Origin of the sequence: Nonomuraea sp. H19, from assembly GCF_052068215.1 — a bacterium.
Taxonomy (GTDB): Bacteria; Actinomycetota; Actinomycetes; order Streptosporangiales; family Streptosporangiaceae; genus Nonomuraea.
Map to the genome: position 1 here is coordinate 11687 of NZ_JBQHCV010000054.1, position 20319 is coordinate 32005.

The 20319-nt window shown below is 70.0% G+C and carries 20 protein-coding genes; 9 read left to right on the top strand and 11 right to left on the bottom strand.

All coding sequences use genetic code 11. The annotated features are described in order from the left end of the window. Nucleotides 1-3: 3 nt before the first annotated feature. The 5 genes from ACTMTI_RS53680 to ACTMTI_RS53700 all read right to left on the bottom strand — a co-directional run bounded on the left by ACTMTI_RS53680 (nt 4) and on the right by ACTMTI_RS53700 (nt 4460). Nucleotides 4-1239, bottom strand: a complete 1236-nt coding sequence (locus ACTMTI_RS53680) for an MFS transporter (protein WP_441128827.1) — start codon at nt 1237-1239, stop codon at nt 4-6. Then, nucleotides 1236-2441 carry a hypothetical protein gene (locus ACTMTI_RS53685; RefSeq protein WP_441128828.1) on the bottom strand — a complete coding sequence of 402 codons (1206 nt, stop codon included), beginning with the start codon at nt 2439-2441 and terminating at the stop codon, nt 1236-1238. The genes ACTMTI_RS53680 and ACTMTI_RS53685 overlap by 4 nt, the downstream gene beginning before the upstream one ends. Before the next feature lie 9 nt (nt 2442-2450). Further along, nucleotides 2451-3476 carry a YcaO-like family protein gene (locus ACTMTI_RS53690; protein ID WP_441128829.1) on the bottom strand — a complete coding sequence of 342 codons (1026 nt, stop codon included), beginning with the start codon at nt 3474-3476 and terminating at the stop codon, nt 2451-2453. Between the two features lie 102 nt (nt 3477-3578). Beyond that, nucleotides 3579-3716 carry a hypothetical protein gene (locus ACTMTI_RS53695; protein ID WP_441128830.1) on the bottom strand — a complete coding sequence of 46 codons (138 nt, stop codon included), beginning with the start codon at nt 3714-3716 and terminating at the stop codon, nt 3579-3581. A gap of 21 nt (nt 3717-3737) precedes the next feature. Further along, complete coding sequence (locus ACTMTI_RS53700; RefSeq protein WP_441128831.1) at nt 3738-4460, bottom strand: alpha/beta fold hydrolase; 723 nt, start codon at nt 4458-4460, stop codon at nt 3738-3740. A gap of 296 nt (nt 4461-4756) precedes the next feature. Here ACTMTI_RS53700 and ACTMTI_RS53705 point away from each other — a divergent pair, with 296 nt between their 5' ends. The 5 genes from ACTMTI_RS53705 (at nt 4757) to ACTMTI_RS53725 (ending at nt 10662) form a co-directional block, all read left to right on the top strand. Further along, nucleotides 4757-5989 carry a GNAT family N-acetyltransferase gene (locus ACTMTI_RS53705; protein WP_441128832.1) on the top strand — a complete coding sequence of 411 codons (1233 nt, stop codon included), beginning with the start codon at nt 4757-4759 and terminating at the stop codon, nt 5987-5989. Between the two features lie 289 nt (nt 5990-6278). Beyond that, nucleotides 6279-7133 (top strand): alpha/beta hydrolase, encoded by an 855-nt coding sequence (locus ACTMTI_RS53710; protein WP_441128833.1) that lies wholly within the window; start codon nt 6279-6281, stop codon nt 7131-7133. 18 nt (nt 7134-7151) lie between these two features. Then, nucleotides 7152-8654 (top strand): benzoate-CoA ligase family protein, encoded by a 1503-nt coding sequence (locus ACTMTI_RS53715; RefSeq protein ID WP_441128834.1) that lies wholly within the window; start codon nt 7152-7154, stop codon nt 8652-8654. Beyond that, nucleotides 8651-9451, top strand: coding sequence for a tryptophan 2,3-dioxygenase (locus ACTMTI_RS53720; RefSeq protein WP_441128835.1), 801 nt, complete (start codon nt 8651-8653; stop codon nt 9449-9451). Before ACTMTI_RS53715 ends, ACTMTI_RS53720 begins: the two co-directional genes overlap by 4 nt. Continuing rightward, on the top strand, nt 9448-10662 hold the full coding sequence (locus ACTMTI_RS53725) for a kynureninase (protein WP_441128836.1): 1215 nt from the start codon (nt 9448-9450) through the stop codon (nt 10660-10662). Before ACTMTI_RS53720 ends, ACTMTI_RS53725 begins: the two co-directional genes overlap by 4 nt. 83 nt (nt 10663-10745) lie before the next feature. Here ACTMTI_RS53725 and ACTMTI_RS53730 read toward each other — a convergent pair whose 3' ends face one another. The 3 genes from ACTMTI_RS53730 to ACTMTI_RS53740 all read right to left on the bottom strand — a co-directional run bounded on the left by ACTMTI_RS53730 (nt 10746) and on the right by ACTMTI_RS53740 (nt 13791). Then, nucleotides 10746-12191: an extracellular solute-binding protein gene (locus ACTMTI_RS53730; protein ID WP_441128837.1), complete on the bottom strand. Its 1446-nt coding sequence runs from the start codon at nt 12189-12191 to the stop codon at nt 10746-10748. Nucleotides 12192-12283: 92 nt separating this feature from the next. Continuing rightward, complete coding sequence (locus ACTMTI_RS53735) at nt 12284-12415, bottom strand: hypothetical protein (protein WP_441128838.1); 132 nt, start codon at nt 12413-12415, stop codon at nt 12284-12286. A 62-nt stretch (nt 12416-12477) separates the two neighbouring features. Continuing rightward, nucleotides 12478-13791, bottom strand: coding sequence for a nucleotide sugar dehydrogenase (locus tag ACTMTI_RS53740; protein WP_441128839.1), 1314 nt, complete (start codon nt 13789-13791; stop codon nt 12478-12480). A gap of 211 nt (nt 13792-14002) precedes the next feature. On the opposite strand from ACTMTI_RS53740, the gene rfbH reads away from it, so the two are divergent. After that, nucleotides 14003-15307 carry a lipopolysaccharide biosynthesis protein RfbH gene (gene rfbH, locus ACTMTI_RS53745; RefSeq protein ID WP_441128840.1) on the top strand — a complete coding sequence of 435 codons (1305 nt, stop codon included), beginning with the start codon at nt 14003-14005 and terminating at the stop codon, nt 15305-15307. Between the two features lie 167 nt (nt 15308-15474). After that, nucleotides 15475-16509: a glucose-1-phosphate thymidylyltransferase gene (locus ACTMTI_RS53750; RefSeq protein ID WP_441128841.1), complete on the top strand. Its 1035-nt coding sequence runs from the start codon at nt 15475-15477 to the stop codon at nt 16507-16509. A 77-nt stretch (nt 16510-16586) separates the two neighbouring features. On the opposite strand, the gene ACTMTI_RS53755 is transcribed toward ACTMTI_RS53750, so the two are convergent. Then, entirely contained in the window at nt 16587-16997 is a 411-nt protein-coding gene (locus ACTMTI_RS53755) for an SgcJ/EcaC family oxidoreductase (RefSeq protein WP_441128842.1), read from the bottom strand. 277 nt (nt 16998-17274) lie between these two features. Here ACTMTI_RS53755 and ACTMTI_RS53760 point away from each other — a divergent pair, with 277 nt between their 5' ends. Together ACTMTI_RS53760 and ACTMTI_RS53765 are read left to right on the top strand one after the other, a co-directional pair. Next, entirely contained in the window at nt 17275-17550 is a 276-nt protein-coding gene (locus tag ACTMTI_RS53760; RefSeq protein ID WP_441128843.1) for a phosphopantetheine-binding protein, read from the top strand. A gap of 111 nt (nt 17551-17661) precedes the next feature. Further along, on the top strand, nt 17662-18849 hold the full coding sequence (locus tag ACTMTI_RS53765; protein ID WP_441128844.1) for an acyl-CoA dehydrogenase family protein: 1188 nt from the start codon (nt 17662-17664) through the stop codon (nt 18847-18849). Nucleotides 18850-18920: 71 nt separating this feature from the next. Here ACTMTI_RS53765 and ACTMTI_RS53770 read toward each other — a convergent pair whose 3' ends face one another. After that, entirely contained in the window at nt 18921-19865 is a 945-nt protein-coding gene (locus ACTMTI_RS53770; protein ID WP_441128845.1) for a prephenate dehydrogenase, read from the bottom strand. 262 nt (nt 19866-20127) lie between these two features. Then, a partial coding sequence (locus tag ACTMTI_RS53775; RefSeq protein WP_441128816.1) for a neocarzinostatin apoprotein domain-containing protein occupies nt 20128-20319 on the bottom strand: 192 nt, incomplete at its 5' end.

Sequence of the window (20319 nt, forward strand, 5' to 3'; positions counted from 1 at the left end):
TCCTTAGTTGCCCGTGGTCAGTACGGCGACCCGTGACCGGGTGATCGTGAAAGTGGCGAACACCGCGAGCGCGAAAAGGATCACGCCCGCGGCGGTGAACGAGGCGCGTAGCCCCAGCAGCGAGGCGAGGACGCCGCCCAGGAGCGCGCCCACCGGCATCCCGCCGTAGGTCACCAGGCGGTGCACGCCGGTGATCCGGCCGAGCAGGTGGTCCGGTGTGCCGGCCTGGCGCAGAGACATCTGGTTGATGTTCCAGATCGCGGCCGCCAGCCCCGCCAGGATCTCGCCCAGGCCGGCGACCCACACGTCCTGCGCGACGGCGACGATGAGGAAGGCGAGCCCTGTTCCCGCCAGTGACAGGCGCAGGCTGACCGCGACGCCGAACCACCGGTTCAACCTGCCTGCCTGCGCGGCGCCGAACAACGCGCCGAAGGCGCCGACCGCCAGCAGGAGGCTGAACCCGAAGGCGCCGAGCCCGAGCGCCTGCTGGGCGAACAACACCAAGATGGCGTTGCCCGCCAGGCACGCGACGTTGAAGAGTCCGCCGATCGCGGTGATCGCGCGCAGCACCGGCTGACGCCACAACCAGGAGAAACCCTCCCTGACCGCCTGCCGCAGGCTCGTCCCGCCGAGCGCGTCGCGCCTCACGTGGTAGTCACCACGCATGCTCCGCAGGAACAACGCGCTCACCAGGAAGGACAGCGCGTCGCCCACGAACGGCAGCGCCCTGGAGAAGGTGAACAGCAGGCCGCCGAGCGGTGGGCCGACGAAAGACTCGACCGTGGTACGCGAGGCCACCAGCCACGAGTTGGCCTGCTGGATCCGGTCCGCTTCGCCCGCGACCACCTTGGGGAGCACGGCGGCGTTGGCGCTGTCGAACACCGTGTCCGCGATCGCGATGAGGAAGCCGGCCAGCATGAGCACGGCGATGCTCGCGGTCTGCGTGAACACCGCGGCCGCCAGCGCGGCTGTCAGCGCGGCACGCACCAGGTCGGACAGCCACATGGCACGCTTGCGGTCCCACCTGTCGGCCATCACCCCCGCGGGCAGCGCGAACAGCAGCCACGGCAGCCTGCTCACGACGATCACCGAGGAGACCACGAGCGGGTCGCTGGACAGCGTGGCGGCCAACAGCGGCAGTGCCGCCGACGAGATCCCGTTGCCCAGCAGCGAGACCGACGTGGCAGCCCACAGCCTGGGGAAGTCGGGGGCGGTGGAGAAGACCGTGGGGGAGGTCATGGGGTGTCCTTCGCGGCGGGGTCCAGTTCCAGGCAGAGCCGATGGGCGAGTTCCGCGTCCCCTTCGAAGCCGAGGTTGCGCGAGCAGACGGCGGCGGCGCGGGCGGCCTCGGCGCCGCGTAACGTGCCGGAGCGTGCGGCCTGCCAGAAGGCCTCGCGCGCCCCCTGCCAGTCCTCGAGGCCGGCGCGGTAGGCGCCGATCGCGTACAGGGGTTCCGGGTCGACCGGGTCGAGGGCCTGGAGCTGGCCGACGGCGTCGGCGGGGGCGTGTGCCGTCCGGGCGAAGGTGTCGAGCTTGAGGTAGGCCTCCAGCACCAGCCCGCGGTTTTCGTGCTGGTAGTGGGCCCGCACGGGGTCGTCGATCAGTCCGGCCAGCGTGTCGTCGTGGTCGAGCGCGGCACGCATGTGCGCGATCACCGGCTCGAGGTCACCGCTCGACAGCTCGTGCAGGGCGGCGGCACGGTGGTATCGGCTGGTCACCAGGTGTGCCAGCCAGGCAGGCTCGCGGCTCAGCTCGTCCACCTCCCGCGTGGCCACGCCGAGCCAATGTGCCGCGCTCTTGTGATCGCGTCCGCGTGACAGCGCGGAGACCAGTTGCAGCGCCGACAGCACGCGTAGCGCCGGCCGGGCGGCCTGCTCCGCCAGCCGCCCGAAGATCTCGCGGGGCACCGGCGACTTCCTGTTGAGCTGGAAGGCCGCCCTGCCGATCTCGTACACCAGCTGCTGGCGCGACGCCTCAGCGCTCATGGACAGCGTCCCGGCCAGCCGCATGACGGTCCTGTGGAAGCCGAGCTGGGTGAGCAGCGACACCACGATCGCCTGCTCGGACGCCGGCAGTTCCGCCCAGCGCGAGACGTGCTCGATCAGGACGCGCCAGCGAGGCGTCCGCAGCGCCTGCGGCAGTTCCGCCGGGTGGGCGCACAGGTGCTCACGGCTCCTGGCCTGGACGACCACCTGGTAGCGAGCGCTGGTCACCGAGACCGTGCTGAACCAGGGGGATGTGACGGGGTCGGCCTCGCCGGTCAGCATGCGGGCCAGGTAGGCGGCGTGCCGGGAGCGCAGCGGCACGGGAGCGGAATCGCCCAGATCGAACCACGCTGACCAGCGTCTGCGTAACTCGCCCACGTCGAGCACGGTCACCTCGGGGAAGCTCAGCTCGTTGAACGGGCGAGACTCGTCGCGAAGATGGGTGAACGCGGGCATCTGAAGCTCCTAGGCCACGGGGCACGGCAGGCCGTCATCTGATGGCATGAGGGGTTCGAACACCTCCGAGCGGTGGCAGACGACCCGCCGCACCACATGACCGTGCGCGTCGGGCAGCTCCACCTCGGCAGGCTGCCTGGCGAAGAGCCGGTCGGCGAGGTCCAGCAGCGCCACGGGCCCGTCTCGCAGGTCTCCCTCGCCGATGGTCCTGGCCTCGACGAAAGCCAGGTGTGTACGGCCGGCGGCGGCCACGGCCAGTCCCCGTGCCCTTTCGCGCGCCTGCAGCGCCGACGACGGGCGGGTGCGGCTGAGCGCGAGCCTGGCGGCGACCGCCTCGTAGGCGGCGTGCCTGACGGCGTGCGCGGTGCCGTACCTGGCCGCGGCGCCACAGGTCAGCGCCTGGCCGCCGGGCCGATGCAGCAGGGCGAGCACGACGTCGGGGCTGATGCCCGCCACGCGGACGGTGCTCAGCGTCACCGAGTGGCCGCGCAAGGCGTCGAGCAACCTGGCCGGCAGCACGGCCTCGTGCAGGTGGTCGAGCCGCTCGAAGCGGATGTCGCCGGTGCGCCAGCCCCGCCTCAGCACATGCCGCTCGACGACCTCGAGCAGCGCCGCCGTCCTCGCCTGTCCTGGGTCGGCGCCCGCCGCTGTGCCGACGGAGGTCTGCACGCACCATCGCTCCTCGGGAGGCGGCGGATCCCAGCCGAGCAGGACGGCCTGAGCGGGCACCGCGACAGGCGTGCCATCACGCGCGGCTGATCCGACCACCCAGCGCATGGGTTTCGAGCGCGGCATCCCCGCGGGTTCGACGGTGGGAAGGCCGCCTGGATCCCCGCGGGTCCGCAGGGTGTCGCGCGCCGACAAGTGGCTCACGTGCTGGGCGTGCTCGCCCATGGCACGCACACGCGCACGATCAGGATCCGCGTCGCACGCGCCGCCGCTGATTCCCGCCTCGTCACGCACCCAGGCGAGGTGAAGCGCGCCGCCGAGCAGCGGGAGCAGCACGGGTGCGCTGGGCGCCTGGACAGGTGACATGCCGAGCTCCTCGGGGAGTGACACGGACGCCGGGGCTTGTCACGTGGCGGCCGCCCCGTTGACGTCCATTCGGCTGTCCCGGCCGCCCGGGGACGACGCCGGTCAGTACGACTTCGTCATGAGCACGTCGAACTCCTCGGCGCTCTCGTCGACCTCGCCCAGGTCCCAGGTGATCTCCATGTGCGTCCACCTCCTCTCGGTCTTTGATCCATCGTCGGCCGAGAGCAGGGTCCGGCACATCTTTGACGTTGCCCCGCTTGATCAGTCGCGGAAGTAGGCGGCCAGGGGTGGCGCCAGCGCCTCAGGGGCGATGTCGTGGCCGTGGCCCTCCAGCACGGTGAACTCCGCACTGGGCACCGTCTGCGCCACCGCCTTGCCCGCCGACTGCATCCAGCCGGCGCTGTTGCCGCCGGCCAGGACCAGCGTCGGCGTCTTGACCTTCTCCAGGTCCTCGACCGGCAGCCGGTTGCCCGGCCCGCAGACCGCGGCCTCGTACACCAGCGTGTGCGCCACCGCGGTCATCCCCTCCCAGAACGGGGACTCCCGCATCTGCCCGACCATCTCGGCGGGCACCTCGGCCGCCTCGACCATGAACCGCTCGACGACCTCGCCCCGCTTGTCCTCCGCCACCAGCGTGGCCAGCTGCTCGCGGAAGTCCTCGGCGATCGGCGCCCTGCTGTCGTCGACGATGAACGGCGGCTCATACACCGCCAGCTTGGTGATCGGCAGCCCCGCCGCGGCCGCCCGCAGCGCCAGCGCCCCGCCCGACGACCCCCCGAACACCGCCGCCGAGCCCCCGGCCGCCTCGATCACCGCGGCCAGGTCCTCGATCTCGCGCTCCACCTCGTACGACTCGTTGTCGGCGCTGCCGCCGCGTCCCCGCCGGTCGTAGTTGTAGACCGTGAACTCCCCCGACAGCGCGGCCGCCAGCCCGGCCCAAATCGGGTGCGTCCGATCGCTGAACCCGCCCTGGACCAGCACCACCGCCGGACCAGAACCTGACTGATCGTAGGCAATGGTGGTACCGTCTGCCGACTTCACATCCATGTGAGACTCTCCGCTCTCCTGTTGACTGAGGCGTGCCGCCTGGAGCGGCTGCCGGGCACAGATCCTTTCAAGATGCCGCAAGTGTGGCCACCGGTCTTCTCCGAGAGTGCTTTCCGAGGGGTGTATGTCTTCTCTGGTCGTTCGATGCGGAACTGTGCGCAATTCAAGAGGTGAATCACGGGACGTGGCCACGCGACCATACGAAAGGCATCGACAATCCGGAGGCTTTGGTCATGGCTGTCCAGAACGATGAAGTGACGATCGAGGTTCCAACCCATGAGGATTGGGAGGACATTTATGCGATGTTCTCCGCGGGCATCAACATCGACGGCGACCCGCAGAGCCTGGAGGCAGAGCGCCCGCTCTTCGAGCCGGGCCGCTCGCTGATCGTGCGCGCCGGCGGCCGCGTCGTCGGCACGCTCGGCGCGAACACCCGCCAGATCGCCGTCCCGGGCGCGGTGGTGCCCGCCGCGCACGGCTGCAGGGGCGCGGTGTCGGCCACCATGCGACGCCAGGGCATCCTCACGCGCCTGATGCGCAAGCACTTCGAGGACGCGCGGGCGCTCGGCGAGCCCATCACGCTCTGCTGGGCCAGCGAGGGCCGCATCTACCACCGCTTCGGCTATGGCCTGTCGGTGCGCAGGCTCGGGCTCAACGTCAACGCACGCGAGGTCACCGTGCCCAAGGGCGAGGAGCCCGGCAGGATCGTCGAGGGGACGGTCGCCGACCTGCGCGACGCGCTGGTCAAGGTCTACGACCAGGTCTATGCCGACCGCCCCGGCTGGTCAGAGCGCACCGCCGCGCACTGGGACTACCGGCTGGCCGACACGATGGCGATGCGCCAGGGGGCCTCCGCGCTGCGCGTCGCGGTCCACGAGGGCGATGACGGCATCGACGGCTACGCCTTGTGGCGGGTCAGGAGCAACTGGACCGCCAACGGCCCCATCGGCGACACCGTCGTGATCGAGCAGGTCTCGACCACCCCCGAGGCCTACCGGGCGCTGTGGCGATTCCTGCTGTCCGTCGACCTCACCCGCTCGGCCTCGACCTGGGCGGTCGGCGTCGACGAGCCCCTGTACTACTGGGTCGGCGAGCCGCGCCAGCTCGACGCGCACCTGTGCGACGCGCTGTGGATCCGCGTCGTGGACGTGCCCAAGGCGCTGGCCGCCAGGAGGTACGCGACGCCGATCGACGTCGTGATCGAGGTGACCGACGACTTCATGCCGGAGAACTCGGGCACCTGGCGGCTGACCGGCTCGCCGGAGGCGGCCACCTGCACGCCCACCTCAGAGCAGCCCGAGCTGTGGTTCGACGTCCGCGCGCTCGGGGCGGCCTACATGGGAGGCACCTCGCTGTCGGCGCTGGTCGACGCGGGCCTGGTCAAGGAGGTACGGCACGGGGCGCTCGCCGAGGCCTCCACTGCGTTCAGATGGCACAAGTCGCCCTACGCCTTCGAACTCTTCTGATCACCGACATCCAGAGCGTGAACCCGCAGCGCGCTCATGCGTCCCAACACCGACAACGAGCTCTACTCCGTCACGTCGCCATGGCCATCGGTGCCCACCGGCTGAGCCTGCGCTCGTGGGCCACAAGGTCGCGTCCCGGACGCTCCGAGGACGCGACCTTCACGGTTTATGGTGGCCCGGACGCGACTCCGCCGGGCGGCTACGCGCCGTCCTGTTGATGCCGTCCACCAGCACCTTCCTGCCAGCGGCAGCCATGGGTGGCGGCCGCCGGCGTCCGTAGGCTCGCGATATGCCCTACAACGAGCTGCTATCACGCCACGTCAGACGGCCAGACCGGGTCATCCGCTACGGCCCCCACCCCGAACAGGTCATCGACCTCCTCAAGGGAGGGGAACGCGGGGTCGTCATCCTCGTGCACGGCGGGTTCTGGCGAGCCGAGTACGACCGCCTCCACGTTCGCCCCATGGCCGACGCCTTGGCCGCCGACGGCTACACCGTCTGCTCGGTCGAGTACCGCCGCATCGGACACGAAGGCGGCGGCTATCCCGGCACCTTCGACGACATCATCGCCGCCGTCGCCACGATCCTGGCCGAGGTGCCCGCCCGCGGCCCCGTCGTCCTGGTGGGCCACTCGGCCGGTGGGCACCTCGCGCTCTGGCACGGCTGCTCGGGTGGAGAGATCAGCGGCGTCGTGGCCTTGGCCGCCCTGTCGGACGTGGGCCGGACGGTGGCCGACGGCCTCGGCGGGGGAGCGGGTACCGCGCTGGTCGGCGGCCGCACCGAGCTGTTACACAGCGTCGACACCATGCGCCTTCCCTGGCGGAACGAGGGCAGGCTGGTGCTGGTGCACGGCGTCAAGGACCGGGTCGTGCCCGTCGAGATGAGCCGCCGCTACGCCGCGCGAAATCCCGCCGCCAGGCTGGTCGAACTGCCTGACGTCGGCCACTTCAAACTCATCGACCCGCTCTCCCGCGCCTGGCCCGCGGTATCCGCCGCCATCGGTGAGAACGACACCCGCCCGGAACACATCACGCGCTCACCCTCATTCCCGCATTCGGCGAGAAATTGGCACAAACCTGCCAGCAAGCCCCATCTTGCTGCCCGCTCCACGCCTCCCTTCGCCACGGACCGCCAGGCACCGTGAGAAGAGAAGGAGGCACCCATGAATTCCCTGAATATCGCGGAGCGGTTCCTCGACAGGAACGACGGCGACAGGACCGCGCTCATCACCCCATCGGGCCCGCTCAGCTACGCGGACCTGCGATCGCTGGCCGCCAGAACCGGCAACGCGTTGCGCGCCCTGGGGGTTCGCCGCGGCGACCGCGTCCTGATCTGTCTCAGCGACGGCCCGGAGTTCGTCGCCACGTGGTACGGCGCGCAGCTCATCGGCGCGGTCACCGCCGAGATCTACACCTATCTCCAGCCCAAGGACTACCGCTACTTCCTCGACTACGCCGAGCCCCGTGTCGTCGTCACGGACGCCGCCGCGCTTGACGGGCTGCGCGCTGCGGGGGCGCGCGGCCTCCTGGTGGCCGGCGTGGCGGAACATGAGCTCCTGCCCGGCGAGAGGCACTTCGGCTCGATGGTGAGCGCGCAGGACGACCTGCTGGACCCGGTCCCCGTGGCGCCTGACGACGTCGCGCTGTGGAAGTTCACCACGGGCAGCACAGGAGCGCCGCGTGCGTGCGTACTGCCCGCCAGGAGCCCGCACCTGAGCTTCGAGGGGTACGGCAGGGGCCTGCTCGGCCTGCGCCGGGACGACGTGGTGCTGCCGGTGCCGAAGCTGTTCTTCGGCTACGCGCGTGACCTGACGGCGCTGTTCCCCTTCGGCGTGGGTGCGGCGGGGATCGTCTTTCCCGAGCGGAGCACGCCGGAGCGGATCTTCGAGCTGATCGCCGAGCACCGGCCCACGATCCTGGTCAACGTGCCCACCATGATGAGCGCCATGCTCGCCCACCCGGACGCCGCCCGCCAGGACCTCAGCAGCCTGCGCGTCTGCGTCTCGGCCGGTGAGGCACTTCCGGCCGAGCTGCACCGCAGGTGGCTGGAGACCTTCGGCGTCGAGGTGGTCGACGGTCTGGGCTCCTCCGAGGCGTACCACATCTATCTGTCCAACCGCCCGGGCCGGAGCCGCGCCGGCAGCCTCGGCACCGCGGTGCCCGGCTACCGGCTGCGGGTCGTGGACGAGCGCGGCGGGCCGGTGCCGGATGGGGAGGTGGGCCGTCTGGAGATCACGAGTGCGGCGGTGGCGCTGGAGTACTGGCAGGACCCGGTCAAGTCGGCGGCCACCTTCGTGGCCCCGCACACCGTGCGCTCGGGCGACCTGGTGAGCAGGGACGCCGACGGTTTCTTTCACTATCACGGCCGTGTTGACGACCTGCTGAAGGTGGGTGGCGTGTGGGTGGCGCCCGCCGAGATCGAGAACTGCCTGCGCGGCCATCGGGCGGTGGCCGACTGCGCGGTGGTGGGCTACCGCGCGGATGGGCTGGTGCTGCCCCGTGCGTACGTGGTGGCCGCCGCACCCCTGACGGCGCAGGAGGTGAAGGACTACGTGCGGGCGCGGTTGGCGCCGCACAAGTATCCAAGGGATGTGATGTTCGTGGACGCGTTGCCGCAGACCGCCTCCGGCAAGGTGGACAGGCGAGCCTTGGAGGCGGCGGCATGAACGGCGCCGCGCTGGCACAGGGAACACAGCTGACCTACGCCTCCTACCTCGAGATCGACCGGCTGCTCGACACCCAGCGGCCACGCTCGCGCGCGCACGACGAGATGATGTTCATCGTCGTGCACCAGGTCTACGAACTGTGGTTCAAGCTGCTGCTGCACGAGCTGACCTGCCTGCAGGAACGCCTCGAGGCCGGCGACAGCGGCCCCGCGCTGCACACGCTGCGGCGTTGCGTGACCGTGCTCCAGGTGGCCGTCGACCAGATGGACGTCATGGACACGCTGTCGCCCGCGCAGTTCGCCGGTTTCCGCGACTGCCTGGGCTCCGCGAGCGGCGCGCAGTCCGCGCAGTTTCGCGAGCTGGAGGCAGTGCTGGGAGCGCGTGACCGCATGGCGCTCGAACACTACGAGAAAGGCTGCGCCGAACGGCTGCGCATCGAGGCCGCCATGAACAGGCCGCCCCTGCTCGACTCCTTCCTCTGCTACCTGTCGCTGCAGGGCTACCCGGTTCCCGCCGAGGTGCTGCGCAGGAATCCCGCCCTGCCCTTCGAGGCCACCCAGCGGGTGCGTGAGGTGCTCGTGCAGGTCAACCAGGACGACCTGGTGCCGGCCCAGGTCGCAGAGGGCCTGCTCGACCTGGACCAGCTGCTGCAGGAATGGCGCTACAGGCACAGCAAGATGGTGCAGCGCATGATCGGGGCCAGGCGCGGCACCGGCGGCACCTCCGGCGCCGCCCACCTACGCACCACCTGGGCCACCCCGGCCTTCCCCGTGCTGTGGGAGGTGCGTGGCGCATGACGAGCGACCTGGCCGCCTATCTCGCGCCGCACTACACGATGTTCCGCGTCTCAGAACGCCTGCTGCTAACCGGCCATTCGCACCAGGCCTGGCCGGACGTCGCGCTCGACGGTCAACTGGAGGCGTTCCAGGACGCCGCGCTCGACGTGGACGCCAAGTGGGCACGCGCCATGGAAAAGGCGGAGGCGGTGCGGGCCGGCTTCAGGCGCGTGCTCGACGACCCCGCTGCCGAACTGGCCCTGGGCTCCAACACCCACGAGCTGGTGATCCGCTTCCTGTCCGCGCTGCCGCTTGGCGACCGGCCCAGGCTGGTGACCTCCGACGGCGAGTTCCACACGCTGCGCCGCCAGCTCGGCCGGCTGGCGGAGGAAGGGCTGGAACTGGTGAGCGTGCCCGCGGAGCCCGTCGACTCCCTGTCTGAACGGCTGGCGGAGGCGGTCGACGACAGGACCGCGGCCGTGCTGGTCTCATCGGTGATGTACGAGACCGCCAAGATCGTGCCGGAGCTCGGAACGCTGGCGGAGGCGTGTGACCGCGGGGGCGCGCAGCTGCTCGTCGACGCCTACCATGCGCTCGGCGTCGTCCCCTTCTCCGCCGCGGCGCTCCCCTCTGCGTGGGTCGTCGGCGGCGGGTACAAGTACCTCCAGCTCGGCGAGGGGAACTGCTTCCTGCGGGTCCCGCCGCATGCCGCGCGGTTCCGCCCGGTGATCACCGGCTGGTTCGCCGAGTTCGCCGACCTGGCCGCGGAGACGGGGCCGGACGCGGTGGCCTATCCGCCGGGTGCGCAGGCCTTCTCAGGCGCCACCTACGACCCGACCAGTCACTACCGCGCGGCACGCGTGTTCAGCTTCTTCGCTGAGCACGGCCTGACGCCCGAGCTGCTGCGCGTGGTCTCCCAGCGCCAGCTCGCCAGGCTGTGCGCGCGTTTCGACGCCATGGACACCGGCGGGCTGATCAGCAGGGACACCGGCACGCCGCTGGCGGGCGTCGCCGGTTTCCTCGCGCTCCGCTCACCGCACGCGGCGCGGTTGCGTGATGGGCTGACCGCGCGGGGCGTCCTCGCCGACAGCCGCGGCCACATGCTGCGGCTCGGTCCCGCGCCGTACCTGTCGGACGACCAGCTCGACGCCGCGATGGACGCGCTGGAGGCCGAGCTGGCCACCGCACGCGCGAACTGGCCGGAAGCGCGCCCGGTGCTCGCGCCCGGCTGACCTCAAAGCGTGACCGACCGCGCCGCAGACGTCGAAGGGCCGTTGCCGATCAGATCGGCAACGGCCCCTCGCCCTATGCGGGATCAGCGATTCAGCCTGAGCTGGACCACCTTCTCCAGATCGGCGGCCGAGTAGTCGCGGCCCGCCGAGGCCGTGCTGAACGACTCCACGGCCAAACTGTGGTTGGGGTTGCCGCCAGGGTCGCGGAAGCCCGTAGCGATCGCGAACGCGTTGTACTCGTCCAGCAGCTTCTGCGCTTCGGCGGTCGCCGCGGTGAAGCGCGTCAACGGGTCGGCGCCGCGGGCCAGCACCTCGCCCATGGCCCGCGTCATGACGTCCTGGTTGCCGGCGAAGTCGCCGAACAGCGCTCCCCGCGACACCGGAATCGGGCCGCCGCCGGGGAGCGCCCGGCTGGGATAGCTGTTGACGTGCTCGTAGGCGACCCGGTGGTAGGGGTGCCGGTCGAACCAGCCCTCGTCATCCAGCAGCCGGTACGAGGCGTGCGTGATCGGGATGGAACCGCTGAACTTGTGCCGGTCGGCGGCGTTGCGCGGGTTGTGCAGGAACTGGATGAGCGCGAGCGCGCCGTCCTGGGCGTCCGCGTCGAGGCCGCCCGCCAGCCACAACGAGGTGCCCGCGACCGCGTTGCCGACGTAGGGGACGTCGCCGTTGTACGGGAACACCCCAACCTCGACGTCGAACCCGTTCTTGTGGGCCGCCCGCACCATGGAGTTGACGTCGTTGGACGAGGTGAGCCTGATCGCCACCTCCCGCTCGGCGAAGGCCCGGAACGTGCCGGCCCAGTCGGGGATCTTGCCGGTGTGGAGGTAGCGGCCGCGGGCGTGCAGCCGCCGCCACCACTCGACCCAGGCGAGCATCTCGTCCGAGGCCAGGAAGGCGGTGGTGGCCCGGCCCGACCTGCCGTTGTCGTTGTCCACCAGGAGCCCGCCCTGCGTCGCCAGCGCCTGCTGGAAGAACGTCCCGTGGTTGGACCAGGTGATGGGGTAGGCGGGGGCGTTGCGGGAGCCGGCGATCTGCTCACAGACGGCGTCGACCTCGGCCCAGGTCTGCGGCAGCTCCGGCACGCCGGCGGCACGCAGCATGCCCTTGTTGGCGAGCAGCAGGTTCGTCGTGCCGACCGACGGCATCGAGGTGAGGTCGCCGTCGTGGCAGTAGTACTCGCGGAAGGCCGGCAGCAGGTCGTCGATCACTACCGGCTCGCCGAGGATCTCCGCCCGGCCCCCGATCGCCTGCTGGAGCGAGGTGAACACCGGCGCCCCGTCGGGTCCGACGAGGTCGCGGGCGGCCTGGCCCATGTAGAAGTGGTACTCGGCCACCATGGGTGGCTGCCCGCTGGCCGCCGCCTGCGCGACCTGCAGGGGGAAGGTCCAGAAGTCCTTGCCCTGGATGTTCACCTCGTAGCCGGGGTGGGCCCGCTCGAAGTCCCTGCCCTGCTCGCGCCACCGGTCCATCCAGCCGGGGAAGGTCAGATCCGGCACCCAGACATCGAGCACGATCTCTTTCCTCATGGGATCCCCCGGTACCGCATGGTCCGCTTCGCCGTCGCCCGCGCCTGGTCCACGCAGGGGGAGCCGGCCCGCTCCCGCACCGTGTACTCGCGTTACTGCGCCACGGGCGGCAGCTCGGCGGGGTGGACGACCAGCATCAGCACCGCGTCGGGCCCGTGGCCGCGCGCAGGACTTCGGCGACGCTCACCACAGGCCCCTTCGTTGACGTTCGCCGCAAGGCGCATCGCGGACGAACTCCAAGAATATCCGCGACGATCTTCATGGACTTATTCTGGATTGCTGTCTTTCAACGCCCGACGCCCTGGTAGGCATAGCCCAGCCGGCGCAACTCGGAGATCTTTTCCTTGCTGTAGTAGGCCCGCCCGTCCAGCACCAGGCATGAGTCCGCCACCGGCAGCCTGGCGAAGTCGATGGAGGCGAACTCTTCGTGCAGGGCCATGACGGCGACGCAGTCGGCGTCGTGGACGGCCTCCTCCAGGGTCTCGGCCGGTGTGATGCCGAACAGCGCCTCGGCCTGGAAGGGATCCACCAGCGGGTCGTGCAGCCGCACCGTGGCCCCGGCCTTCCCCAGGGCCGTGACGACGCCCTCGACCGGGGTGGCGCGCAGGTCGCCGGTGTTGTTCTTGAACGCCGCCCCCAGCACGGCGACCGTGCACCGGGCCGGGTCCTTGCCCTGGCGCACCAGCGCGTCGATGATCAGCTGCGCGGTGTACTCGGGCATGCCGAGGTTGACCTCGCGGCCGATGGCCGGCGTGAGCAGGTCCACCCCGCGCCGGCGGGCCGTGTCCCACACCATCCACGGGTCCTTGACCAGGCACGAGCCGCCGACGCCCACGCTGGGCAGCAGGATGTTCACCCTGCCCTTGCCCTTGGGGACGGTGTTGGCCGCCGCGATCACGTCCAGAGCGTCCACGCTGAAGGCGGCGCAGAACTTGGCCAGTTCGTTGGCCAGCGCGATGTTGACGTCGATCCACCAGTTGTCGGCCAGCTTGACGATCTCCGCGGCCTCCGGGGAGTCCAGGGTGATCACTTCCACGCCGAGCGCCTGCCGCCAGAACAGCGCCGCGTCCTGCGTGCTGTCCGGGTCCATGCCGCCGACCACGATGGGCAGCGACCGCAGCTCGCGCAGCGCCGTGCCCTCAGCGAACCGCTCGGGCGTGAAGGCCAGGCTGAAGTCGGCGCCGCAGGTGAGGCCGCCGCGTTCCAGCAGGGGGCGTACGAGGTCACGCGTGGTGCCGGGCGGCACGGTGCTCTTGACCAGGACGAGCTGCCCGGCGCGGAGGTGGCGGCTCACCTCGCCGCAGGCCTCGGTGAGCTGGTTGGCCAGCAGCGAACCGTCGGTGCGGACCGGCGTGCCGACGGCGAGCAGCACCACGTCGGCGGCCTGGACGGCGGAGTAGTCGGTGGTCACGCGGAGCCGCCCGGCCATGATGCCGGCCTGAAGGAGAGGCGCCAGCCCGTCCTCCTGGTAGCGGCAGTGACCCTCCGTCAACTCTTCGATCAGCCGAGCGTTCGTGTCGACCCCCGTCACGTGCCAGCCGCGCTCCGCGAGGATGGCCGCGTAACAGGAGCCCACATAGCCCAGGCCGATGACCGCCACTTTTGGGCGCTCATTTTCGCGCAGGCATCGCATAAATGCTCCCCAACAAAGGTGCGTTCACAACCTCGGTCGATTTCCTGGTTACCAGGACAGCGCGATTCCCGGTGGGCCGCATCTTTTGCCTTGCGCGGCCCGGTAGGCAATACAGGAGATGCATGTGAAACGGCGGTGCCCGATCCTGTGGAGTGGTGCATCGACGAAGGGCCGGAGAATGAATGAACACAAGGCATTGATCCTCGACGAGGTGCGCAAATACCATGACGACGTCGCGCCCACCGGGGATTTCGAGCCGGGCGTCACCGAGATCTGGCCGACCGGGGCGGTGCATGACGTCGAGGACCGGCTGGCGCTGGTCGAGGCGGCTCTCGAACTCCGCGTCGCGGGCGGGAGCAGGGCGCGGAAATTCGAGTCGGTCTTCGCCCGCAAGATGAAGCGGCGCAAGGCGCTGCTCACGAACTCGGGCTCGTCGGCCAACCTGCTCGCCCTCTCGGCGCTGACGTCGCCCCGCCTGGAGGACGCCCGGCTGCGGCCGGGCGACGAGGTGATCACGGTGGCTGCGGCCTTTCCGACGACGGTGAACCCGATCCTGCAGAACGGTCTGGTGCCCGTCTTCGTGGACGTGGAGCTCGGCACCTACAACCCCACCGTGGACATGGTGGCGCAGGCGATCGGGCCGAAGACCAAGGCGATCATGATCGCTCATACGGTCGGCAACCCGTTCCCGGTGGCTGAAATGGCCGAACTGGCGGCCCAGCACGAGCTCTTCCTGATCGAGGACAGCTGCGACGCCGTCGGGTCCACCTATGACGGCGAGCCGGTCGGCACCTTCGGCGACCTCACCACGGTGAGCTTCTACCCGGCCCACCACATGACGATGGGTGAGGGCGGCTGCGTCCTGACCTCGAACCTGCTGCTGGCACGCATCGTCGAGTCGCTGCGGGACTGGGGCCGGGACTGCTGGTGCGAGCCCGGAGAGAGCAACACCTGCCTCAAGCGCTTCAGCTACCAGATGGGCACGCTGCCGCACGGCTACGACCACAAGTACATCTACTCGCACGTCGGCTACAACCTCAAGATCACGGAGCTGCAGGCCGCGCTCGGCCTCAGCCAGCTCGCCAAGCTCGACGACTTCTGCGCCGCCCGGCGGCACAACTGGCGCCGGCTGCGCGAAGGGCTGGAGGGCGTACCCCACCTGCTCCTTCCCGAGGCCACTCCGCGCAGCGATCCGAGCTGGTACGGCTTCGTCGTCACGGTGGATCCGGAGGCGCCGTTCACCTCCAAGGAGCTGGTGGACTTCCTGGAGGACCGGAAGATCGGCACCCGCCGGCTGTTCGCGGGCAACCTGCTGCGGCACCCGGCCTACGCCGACCAGAACCATCGGGTCGTCGGCGAGCTGACCAACACCGACATCATCACCACCCAGACGTTCCACATCGGTGTGTATCCGGGCTTGTCCGACCAGATGATCGACTACGTCGTGGCGTCCTTCAAGGAATTCGTCGCGTCTCGCGGATGACCTCTCCGACAGCCGGGCCGTACGGGCATGATCTCGCCCCCTAGGTCGCGCCTGTGCAGCCCGGCGACCGTTGCGGGATTGGAGTGTTCCGGGTCGCCGTGGGAATTCTCGCCCGTTACGGCAAAAGCCGAGAAAGGCGGTTTTCTCATGGGCCGGACAATCGAACGATGAAGGCATTGGTATTGGCCGGTGGATCCGGCACCCGGCTGCGGCCCTTCAGCTATTCGATGCCGAAACAGCTCATACCCATCGCCAACCGGCCCGTGCTGGAGCACGTGCTGGTGAACATCCGCGACCTGGGCGTGACCGAGGTCGGCATCATCGTCGGCTCCTGGGCTTCGGAGATATCCGCGGTGATCGGAGACGGCTCGTCGCTCGGCGTGCGCGTCACGTACATCCAGCAGGGCGCGCCCCTGGGCCTGGCGCACGCCGTGCGGCTGGCGCGCGGGTTCCTCGGCGAGGACGACTTCGTGATGTACCTCGGCGACATCATCCTGTCCGACGGGGTCGTCGAGATCGCCGCGGACTTCCGCGCCCGGCGGCCGGCCGCGCACGTGCTGGTGCAGCGGGTGCCGGATCCGCGGGCGTTCGGCGTCGTGGAACTCGGCCCGGGCGGGGCCGTGCGGCGGCTGGTCGAGAAGCCGCGGTGGCCGCGCAGCGATCTCGCCATGGTGGGCGTCTACTTCTTCACCGCCGCCATCCACGAGGCCGTGGCGGCCATCGCGCCGAGCCGGCGCAGCGAGCTGGAGATCACCGACGCCGTCCAGTGGCTGGTCTCCCAGGGGTGGCCGGTCAGAGCCACCGAGTACCAGGGGTTCTGGAAGGACACCGGCAGGCCCGACGACGTTCTCGAGTGCAACCGGCGGCTGCTCGGCGAGCTGGGCAGCCGGGTGGAGCTCGGCCCCATGGCGCGGGTCGTGCGGTCTCGGATCGACGGGCCGGTGATCGTGGGCGCGAACACGCTGATCGAGGACTGCCTCATCGGGCCGAACGTGTCCATCGGCCGCGACTGCGTGCTGCGCGGTACGCGGCTGAGCGACTCCATCGTGCTGGACGGGGCGTCGATCCTGGAGGTTCCCGGGATGCACGGCTCGATCGTCGGGCGCTCGGCCGTCATCGAGCCGGCCGGTACGGAGGCGGTGCCCTACCGGTTGCTCGTCGGCGACAACACGCGAGTGGAGATCGCCCCCGTGGCCCGGTAGCGGCTCCCGGAACGTGACAACCGACCGGCCGCGGCCGATCGGTTGTCACGTCGGGGCACGGGATGCCGTGTGCCGTCTCACGCTCCGATGGGCGTGTTCTGGTAGGCCGTGATGAGCCACTGGCCGTCCTGCTTGGCCAGCACCCACGTGGCGCGGACGGCACGCTCCGGCGCGACCTCGGTCTCCTGGCCGGTGAGTACCCCACCCTTGGTGACCAGCACCGCGGCCTCCGGCCCCAGGAACTTGGCCGACACGGGCTCGCCGAACACCCGCGTGCCCTTGTAGGGACCGGAGTAGGCGGCGCCCATGAACGCGCGGATGTCCTCGCGGCCGGTGACGTAAATGCCGCCGGGCAGGATCATCGTGGCGTCCTCGGTGAAGACATCGGCGAAGGCGTCGCCGTCGTTCTTCGCCCAGGCGGCGATGATGCGCCGCGGCACCTCGCGGACGGCCGTCGTGTCGTCGATGGTGGTCGATGTAGCGCTCATTTACTCGTCCTCCACTCAGCCTCTGAAACAGGGGGATCTTTCGGCGGCCGGCCAAGCGGGCGGCCGCCTCGGACCACGACCCTCCGCGACCTTAACTCCGCTCGGACCACGGGCTTTCTCCTGCCGTGCCGAATCGGATGCCCTATTTCCGCATTTTCGAAGATGTGCGCGAACTCGCAATCGGTGACGATTTATCAGCAAGAACCGGTATTCAGGGCGGGTATCCGTTCGCGGGCCACACGCCGTTGATTGTGATTTCGGGAATGGAGGACGCCGGATGACTGACAATCGGGCAAGCGGGCTGAGTTTCTCCCTGATCGAAGAGAAGGTCGGAGAGATCTGGCGGAACGTGCTCGATGTGCCGGCCGACATGGCCGATGCCACATTCTTCGACCTGGAAGGCGAGTCGATCTCCGCGATCCGCATCGTCTCGCGCATCGAGGACGAGCTGGGCATCGCGATCGAGGTGGGCGACATCTTCCAGGAGGACCCCAACTTGGGGGCGCTGGTGCTCAGGGTCGCCGCCGCGGCGAAGGTCTCGGCCCTTGCCTGAACGCGTCCACGCGACCCGAGCGTTTCGACTGCTGGGATGCCGGACACGCGGCCTCAGCGTCCCGTCCGAGGGACCACTGGAGCGTCCCGTACCAGGGAACACTAGGAGGAAATGGTGACGACGACGACGGAGGTTCCGGCGCGGGAAGAACTCGTGCGGCGGGTGTCCGCGCTGGCGCCGGTCCTTAAGACGAACGCGGCCTGGGCTGAGCAGAATCGGCGCCTCCACGAGGAGTCGATCGACGCCCTGGCCGACGCCGGCGTCTTCAGGATGAGGGTCCCCGCGCGCTTCGGCGGCTACGAGTGCGACACGCGCACCTTGGTCGACGTGGGCGCCGAGCTGGGCCAGGCCGACGGCTCCACCGCGTGGACGGCGTCGGTCTACTGGATTCCCACGTGGATGGTGTGCCTGTTCCCCGACGACGTCCAGGCCGAGGTGTTCTCGACGCCGGACGTGCGGGTGTGCGGGACGCTCAGCCCCACCGCGATGGCCGCCCCGGTCAAGGGCGGCGTCGTGGTCAACGGCAAGTGGGGATTCGTCAGCGGCGCCTGGCACAGCCACTGGCAGGAGATCGTGGCCATCCAGGTCGGTCCCGACCAGGAGCCCATGCCGATCATGGCGCTGGTCCCCATGTCCGATTTGCAGATCATCGACGACTGGCACACGACCGGTCTCCAGGGCACCGGCAGCGTCAGCACCGTCGCCCAGGACGTGTTCGTACCGGCCGAGCGGGTGATTCCGCTGCCCGCGGTGCTCCAGGAGCAGTACGCCTCCCGCCTGAACGCAGACATCCCGATCTACCGGGCCCCGCTGCTGCCCGTCGCCTCCGCCTCCTCGGTCGGCACCTTCCTGGGCCTGGCCAAGGCGGCCAAGACGGCGTTCCTCGAACGCCTGCCCGGGCGCAAGATCACGTACACCGGGTATGAGCAGCAGAGCGAGGCCCCCATCACCCACCTGCAGGTCGCCGCGGCCGTGCTCAAGATCGACCAGGCGCAGTTCCACGCCGAGCGGCTGTCCGCGACCGTGGACGGCAAGAGCGAGCGCGGCGAGCAGTGGACACTGGAGGAGCGGGCCAGGGTCCGCGCCGACATGGGCGCGGTGTGCGCGCTGGCCAAGGAGGCCGTGGACATCCTCGCCACGGCGAGCGGCGGCTCCTCCCTCTACTCCGACGTGCCGATCCAGCGCATCCTGCGCGACGTGCAGAGCGCCAACCTGCACGCGCTCATGCACCCCAACACCAACGCCGAGCTCTACGGCAGGGTCCTCTGTGGCCTTCCGCCCAACACCCTCTACATCTGACGAACCTTTGCCCCATCCGCCTTCGCCGGCTGGAGGTGCCCCGCGGCCAACGGCCGCGGGGCACCTGCGCGTCAGGCCGCTTCCAACTCCATGCCTTGCGCCGGCACCCGCTCCGCGCCGTCCGGCGCGTAGGCGTCGACGACGAGCTCCCGGCCGAGGTTCCCCCGTACCAGCAGGTCGGCCACCACACCCCAGCTCGCGCTCCCCTCCGGTTGCCGTAGCGCCGCCGCGACCGCGGCCAGGTCGTCCACCACCTCCTCCAGCATGTCCGCGACAGCGCCGGCGTTGTGCTCGAGGATGTCGATCCACAACTCGGGAGGGCTCCCGGCGACCCGGGTCACGTCGTACAACCCCCTGCCCGCCAGGGACAGCACGTCCGGTCCCGCGCCCGCGTACGCGAACCTGGCGGCGAGCGCCGCCGACAGCACCAGCGGCGCGTGCGACACCGCCGCGACGGCCCGATCGTGTGCGTACGGCGAGAGCAGCCGCACCTGTGCCCCGCAGAGCGTCACCAGCGCGGCCACGGTCCGCGCCGCGTACAGCGCCGTGGCCGGGCACGGGCACAGCGCCCACTTCTGGCCGGCGAACAGGTCCGCGCGGGCGGCGCCTGGGCCCGACATCTCGCGCCCCGCCATCGGATGCCCGGGAACGTACGTGCTCAGATCGCACCCTGCCAGCTCGGCACTCGACAGGATCCGCGCCTTGGTGCTGGCCACGTCGGTGTAGACGGCGCCCAGCCCCCGGGCCTGCGCGTCCCGCAACACCGCGGCCACGGTGGACGGCGGCGTTGCGATGACCACCACGTCCGCCGGCGGCTCATCGGAGGCCAGCGCGACACCCGCCCCCATGCGCACGGCCTCCGACAGCGAGCGCGGGTCGTGGTCGGCCAGCGTCACACGGACCCCCTCGGCACGCAGCGCGAGCGCTACGGACGTGCCGATCAAACCGCATCCGACCACCGTGACATGGCGGATCGCGGGCACGGACGGCGCGGTCCGGCTTGTCGTAGAAGTCAAGATCGCCATGGTGATTGGTCCTTCATCAGTTCCTGGCATCGTCCTCACAGCCATGCTGCGCCGCACCCGACCCGAAAAGGGGCAACGACCCCGTCCGCTTACTGACGATCGGCAACATATTCCTGCCAAGAACCCCCTGATCAGCGCCGCGCGGACACGGCAGATGACTCCTGGCCCGGCTCCGGGCGCATAACGTGAAGGCCACTTCCCGATCCCGGGAAGTGGCCTTCAAGTTGCGGTTGAGCCTATGAACGTGAACGGGCTAGCTGAAGGAAATCTGCTTGGAGCCGAGGAAAACGGCCTCGTTCCCAGCGCTGACGTAGCAGGCGGTGGTGGCACAGTTCACCGCGCCCACTGCGGTCCCCTCAGGGCTCACACCTTGGAAGCTCTTCCGGACGGTGAACGGTGAGTTGACCGAACCACTGGCATCCGTGGTGACCATCTTGGCCGACTC

What these genes read in the sequence shown, in the direction of transcription:
- ACTMTI_RS53720 (WP_441128835.1), top strand. Translation starts at nt 8,651, where the DNA reads ATGAACGGCGCCGCGCTGGCACAGGGAACACAGCTGACCTACGCCTCC.
- ACTMTI_RS53690 (WP_441128829.1), bottom strand. Translation starts at nt 3,476, where the DNA reads ATGTCACCTGTCCAGGCGCCCAGCGCACCCGTGCTGCTCCCGCTGCTC.
- ACTMTI_RS53760 (WP_441128843.1), top strand. Translation starts at nt 17,275, where the DNA reads ATGACTGACAATCGGGCAAGCGGGCTGAGTTTCTCCCTGATCGAAGAG.
- ACTMTI_RS53715 (WP_441128834.1), top strand. Translation starts at nt 7,152, where the DNA reads ATGAATTCCCTGAATATCGCGGAGCGGTTCCTCGACAGGAACGACGGC.
- ACTMTI_RS53750 (WP_441128841.1), top strand. Translation starts at nt 15,475, where the DNA reads ATGAAGGCATTGGTATTGGCCGGTGGATCCGGCACCCGGCTGCGGCCC.
- ACTMTI_RS53755 (WP_441128842.1), bottom strand. Translation starts at nt 16,997, where the DNA reads ATGAGCGCTACATCGACCACCATCGACGACACGACGGCCGTCCGCGAG.
- ACTMTI_RS53725 (WP_441128836.1), top strand. Translation starts at nt 9,448, where the DNA reads ATGACGAGCGACCTGGCCGCCTATCTCGCGCCGCACTACACGATGTTC.
- ACTMTI_RS53730 (WP_441128837.1), bottom strand. Translation starts at nt 12,191, where the DNA reads ATGAGGAAAGAGATCGTGCTCGATGTCTGGGTGCCGGATCTGACCTTC.
- ACTMTI_RS53695 (WP_441128830.1), bottom strand. Translation starts at nt 3,716, where the DNA reads ATGTGCCGGACCCTGCTCTCGGCCGACGATGGATCAAAGACCGAGAGG.
- rfbH (WP_441128840.1), top strand. Translation starts at nt 14,003, where the DNA reads ATGAATGAACACAAGGCATTGATCCTCGACGAGGTGCGCAAATACCAT.
- ACTMTI_RS53680 (WP_441128827.1), bottom strand. Translation starts at nt 1,239, where the DNA reads ATGACCTCCCCCACGGTCTTCTCCACCGCCCCCGACTTCCCCAGGCTG.
- ACTMTI_RS53685 (WP_441128828.1), bottom strand. Translation starts at nt 2,441, where the DNA reads ATGCCCGCGTTCACCCATCTTCGCGACGAGTCTCGCCCGTTCAACGAG.
- ACTMTI_RS53710 (WP_441128833.1), top strand. Translation starts at nt 6,279, where the DNA reads ATGCCCTACAACGAGCTGCTATCACGCCACGTCAGACGGCCAGACCGG.
- ACTMTI_RS53765 (WP_441128844.1), top strand. Translation starts at nt 17,662, where the DNA reads ATGGTGACGACGACGACGGAGGTTCCGGCGCGGGAAGAACTCGTGCGG.
- ACTMTI_RS53705 (WP_441128832.1), top strand. Translation starts at nt 4,757, where the DNA reads ATGGCTGTCCAGAACGATGAAGTGACGATCGAGGTTCCAACCCATGAG.
- ACTMTI_RS53735 (WP_441128838.1), bottom strand. Translation starts at nt 12,415, where the DNA reads ATGCGCCTTGCGGCGAACGTCAACGAAGGGGCCTGTGGTGAGCGTCGC.